The following is a 4,933-nucleotide window of genomic DNA, read 5'->3' as shown; positions in this document are numbered from 1 at the left end:
TTATCTGGAAAATTCTGGCAGCGAAAGGAGAGGGTACATGTGGCCATTCAAGGAAAAAAATATTACTCATCAAGCTTCACCACTGCATCCAACCTCCAAGCCATTGTGCAGGGGTTTTCCTTCTTCTTGGCATCATATCTAGCCAGTCGCATGTCAATATCGTGCAATCACGTCGAAGCCTGAAGGAAGATATTTCGGTTTGCGTCCAGGGCGGGTCGCGGACACTTCTTAAATGCCTCGAAATTTCAAAAACTTGGCTGAAAGATTCCACGCTTAGGGCTACTAAGAGTCAAGAGCAGACTTGACCCCATGCCTGACCCCATGCCCTGCCAGAAAAGTCATTTTTTTTTGGTAAAGGAGGAGGTTTTTTCATTGACAGAGGGCCTATTAATGGGTGACCCCATGCTTCTTCCCTTGGCTTTTGATTCAATGATGTGATAATGAGAAGCCATTGCCTACCGTAGCGAAAAATGAACCAACTGGATGGTGAGATCAGGCTGTTTTTCAAATGCCTCTTTCTTTAGCCCCAGATTTTGAAAGGCGCCCCTGCAGGCAAAATGAAACAACTCCAAAAATCTCTATCTTCTCTCTACCTGCCCGTCTTAGTGAAAACGATGTTCTGGTTGTTTCCTGCACTCCTCTCGGTGCTCGTCGGGTTGGTGGTTATTGACGCAGGCTTCGTTTCCGATGATTCAATTGCCATATCTAATAATCCAATTGTTACACAAGGTCTTTCATTGGGAGAAGCCTTACAGCGTGATTTCTGCGGAACCCCTCTCTCTCAACCATCAAGAGTACTGGTGTGGAGACCGCTTCTTCCCATTGCGTGGAAATATATATGGAAGTTGGGCGACGGTTCAGCCGTGCCGTTTCGTGTGGCGACATTGGTGCTTCATCTCCTGACGACAATGACGGTTCTAGCCGTCGGGAAAAAGCTCTTGTCGAATAAAAGTATCCTGTTCATGACGGGGATTCTCTTTTCGGTACATCCCATTCATTCTGAGGTGTTAGGCTCGCTTGTTTCACAGGCAGACATCGTGTCGACAATGCTCGGGATGGTTGGGATTTGGATTGCGCTTGCTCATGTTAGAAGATGGCGTCAATCAATCCTTCTCGTTATCGTTCTCGGGCTGGCGTGCCTTGCAAAAGAGACGGCTGTAATCTTTTGCGGCATTATTATTGTGATCGCATGGGTCCAAGGCCAGACAACCTGGGGGGAACGTTTGGCTAAAAGCTTTCCTGCTCTCCTCATTGGTGTGGCTATAATAGTCTTCCAGATATTGATTGAGCGAGGAGGAAGAAATCCGATCAACAACCTGGCATATTGCGCAACGGGTTTTGAGAGAACCCTGCACGGACTTTATATCATTGGCCGGTCGATCAGTATGTGTTTCATCCCTGTTGGGCTAACCCCCAGCCATGACTATGCTGCGGTTGATTTGAGCCTCTCCACTTTGCTGCCGTATTCCTTACTTGCCGTACTGCTTCTCATCCTTTGCTGTGCCTTTTTTTTGAGGGCTGTCGAAACCCATAACATCGCCTGGATTTCCGGAATAGCGCTGCTCGTCGGGCCTGCGTTTATACAATCCAGTCTCGTCGTGTGTGTGAATACGGAATTTGCAGAGAGATTGCTGTACTCCTCATCGATTGCCGGCTCCGCAATAACCGCCGCCCTTTTGTTTGTCATCCTCAAAAGGCCCGTTTACCGCTGGATCGGGTTCACGCTGGTGGCAGGCCTTTTTCTTCTGCAAAGCTGGCATGTAGGAAAGCAATGGAGAGACAATATCACCCTTTTTGAGTATGCTGTAGGTGTTGAGCCCCTTTCTTGGCGAGCCCACAATAATTACGCCATGTCCCTTGCAAGAAAGAAGGAAATCGAAGAGGCATTGTGGCATTACATGGTCGCAGCCTACATCTTGAGTCATCGCCCCTTGCCCGTGACCCCCACGCCAATCTTTACACTCAGCAAATTCCCGATTGCCCAAAGGCTCATCGAAGGGCCCGCCGTCTTCAGCCCGAATGATCCGAGGCATTTTATAAAGTTTTATTTTGATCATTTGATAGCTGTATTCAACTTCCCCCATGGGGTTGCGATACTGGCTCCCTACTACAAAGAACGATACTAGAGACCATGAAGCTCTCAATTATTATTCCAGTCTATAATGAAGAGAAGACCGTGGCCTTGGTCCTAGATAAATTGAAAGGCCTTGAGTTTCCCTTTGAAACAGAGGTCGTCCTGGTAAACGACGGATCAACAGACGGAACAGGCAAAATAGTAGAGGCCTTGAGAAAAGGCAACGCTTTCAAGGTCATCCGTTTACCCGAGAATCGTGGGAAAGGGGTGGCGATCAGGCGCGGACTGGAACACATAGAGGGAGATTGTTTTATTGTTCAAGATGCGGATCTGGAGCTTGATCCTACCGACATCATAGAGATGTCAAAACGCATGAGGGAAGAAAATGCCCAGATAGTGTATGGATCAAGATTTAAATTGGCGGATAATAAGATGCGCGGTATCCCCTGGTTGACACTGCTGGTCAACAGGGTATTGACCCTGTATACCAATCTGCTTTTCCGGTCCAGATTAACGGACATGGCGACGTGCTACAAGCTCATCAGGACAGAAATCATTAAGAAAATAAAACTGGAGGCTACCGGATTTGAGTACGAGCCGGAAATCACGGCAAAGCTTCTGAGACTTGGATATCACATCATTGAGGTGCCTGTGAGCTATTCCCCTCGTTCGTACAATGAGGGGAAGAAAATAAGGTGGCGCGATGGAATACGGTACTTGTATACGCTTACAAGGTATAGGATTGCAGAGAAAGATTCATTCATGCGGTCTTCGAAAAACCATGCGCTTCTATAATAACTTTGTAACTATTCAGGTTGGTTAGGCTGTAGGCTAAAGGCTATTAGTTTTCGAACCCTTCGCTATCCGCGCATGGATCGAAGCAGGGCGCCCTAAACCTTCTCGGCTTCCAAAATTTTTGATTCACAGCTAGAAATTTCACGTTCATAAGAATACCCCAGGCGCTTTGACAGGCCAAGCGGGTAGTGCTCTCAGTTTCCTACGATTACGCATGTTCCCTTGCTGCGAAACCTCACAGCCTAAATGCCTACAGCCTATCTGGCTGAGTAGTTACATAGCTTTTTCATAAAGTTTCCTCCTAATTCTTTGTGTTTTCATCCCCTTCGGGATAGAGGGGCCTGCTGTTGCGAATTACTTAGCCACCCAGAGCCCATTTGAAGGGTGAGGGAGGGGGTCTTGATGTGTAAATTTTTGCCAATAATTAGAAATGTTTTACCCTGTCCGATGGCAAACAATTTCTCATTTTCCTTCTGACTCCTCTTGGGAGACCGCTAAGCCCCTGAAATTATTGGGCGTGGGTCGATTGCTCATCCAGCATGAATTTTGCTTTAGGATCTATAGGTAACCTCATCTTCACTGATTAGGGAAAACACAAGCATGCTCTTTTTAGGAATTGGAGTGAGGGGTGTGCATTGTTGAGGAGGAGGTTCAGGGAAAGGCGATGTGTCCGGATGAGATTCTGCTGGGGACATTATTCGGGGCGACCAATGCCAATGGGATCGGATCATTGCTAATTTAAGGGACCATAGACATTTCTGCAGTCATCAGGTGCGGCACATGCTAGAGAAGATAAACCCCAACATTGCATAAAAAACATGAAAAGGATTTTCAAAAAGCAATAACAGCAGGACGGTTGGGAAGAGTCGGCATCCTTTCTAGATGAAACAAATGGTGCATTCCTGGGATAGAGAAAAATATGCCATGTTTTTTACCCTTCGGGAAAGCCGAGGATACCGCATCTCCTGCGTTATCGAAGGTTCGCGGTAGACTACTACGGCTTCACCCTCGATGCCTTGGATCTGCAGCATCCTCGACTTTTGCAACGTTAGGGTAAAATAAATCATTCCGGCATTCACTCAACGATCAAAGCCAAAGTTGAAAAACCTAATTCGGACAAGGCTGACCAGCTCTATGTGTTTAGGTGAGGAAGGAGAGTAAATAGATAGAAAGCTCTTAGCGAAGGGAGGAAAATCATGAAAAAACTTTCCATCTTTTGCGTGGCCGCGTTCCTCTTCTTCACGGCCACCTTGGCCGGGGCGATTTCTACCGATAACTTTACAGAGTTTTTGACTGTTTTGCCGGACGATCAGGGAACCGTCACCACAACGCTCCCTGCAGGAGGTTGGGACGACCTTATGGAAGGGGCGACATTTACATCCACATTACCATCCGGATCCACTGCCACTTCGTACATCACCACCACTCTGCCTGCAAATTTTCCCATGACTACTACCATAGGCGAGGCAATAGGCTGGGCGATATCGAACGGTGAGTTTATGTTCACCGTGCCCGACCAGGGGGTTACTACGACCACTACGTACACGACGACCACGGCGGTGACGCCCCTGCCGGAGGACTTCCGAAACCAGTTGATCGAAGGATTGGAACTCACCACATGGTTCCCACTTGATGAAGGTTTTATAGCCGGCTTGACAACAACAACCAGGCCGAATCTTGACAATGTAATTCCGGAGCCTGCGTCAATGCTGTTGATAGGCATCGGCCTTATCGGTTTGGCTGGGGTTGCTTTGAAGAAGAAGCTTTTCAATTAGAATACCCGGGAAGTCAAATCGCCTTTGCGTTAAAAAAATAATTTCAAACGGTTAGCAGATTTTTGTATATTTGCTAGCCGTTTTTTTTGTCGAAAAAATCACTCTCAAGTCGGCGGAGGAATATCCTTATCAAAACCAGCCTAAATGTGCCATGTCCCAGGGTCACTAAGAGTCAAGAGCAGACTTGACCCCACGCCCTTCTTAAAAGTTGGTTGGAGCGGTGAACCAGCAAAGGGGTTGGGAAAACCACCAGACTTGATTGGAAAACTGCTCCACCCAAAAGGGTTCT

Annotated in this window: 4 protein-coding genes; all 4 read left to right on the top strand. The window is 47.3% G+C overall.

Annotation, left to right across the window (positions count from 1 at the left end):
- Positions 1–183: hypothetical protein (locus JW883_02975; protein ID MBN1841229.1), on the top strand; the 183-nt coding region annotated here is incomplete at its 5' end.
- A gap of 374 nt (positions 184–557) precedes the next feature.
- Positions 558–2,126, top strand: a complete 1,569-nt coding sequence (locus tag JW883_02970; GenBank protein MBN1841228.1) for a glycosyltransferase family 39 protein — start codon at positions 558–560, stop codon at positions 2,124–2,126.
- Between the two features lie 5 nt (positions 2,127–2,131).
- Positions 2,132–2,869 (top strand): glycosyltransferase family 2 protein, encoded by a 738-nt coding sequence (locus JW883_02965; protein MBN1841227.1) that lies wholly within the window; start codon positions 2,132–2,134, stop codon positions 2,867–2,869.
- A gap of 1,196 nt (positions 2,870–4,065) precedes the next feature.
- The gene (locus tag JW883_02960; protein ID MBN1841226.1) at positions 4,066–4,644 is read left to right on the top strand and encodes a PEP-CTERM sorting domain-containing protein; all 579 of its coding nucleotides are present in this window, start codon (positions 4,066–4,068) and stop codon (positions 4,642–4,644) included.
- The last annotated feature ends 289 nt before the right edge of the window (positions 4,645–4,933 follow it).

Source organism: Deltaproteobacteria bacterium, assembly GCA_016930875.1.
Lineage (GTDB): Bacteria > Desulfobacterota > Desulfobacteria > Desulfobacterales.
Note: the sequence above shows the minus strand (reverse complement) of the source record. Positions and strands in the feature narration are given on the sequence as shown.

Coding starts and splice junctions, on each gene's coding strand:
- JW883_02970 (MBN1841228.1), top strand. CDS start 558: ATGAAACAACTCCAAAAATCTCTATCTTCTCTCTACCTGCCCGTCTTA.
- JW883_02965 (MBN1841227.1), top strand. CDS start 2,132: ATGAAGCTCTCAATTATTATTCCAGTCTATAATGAAGAGAAGACCGTG.
- JW883_02960 (MBN1841226.1), top strand. CDS start 4,066: ATGAAAAAACTTTCCATCTTTTGCGTGGCCGCGTTCCTCTTCTTCACG.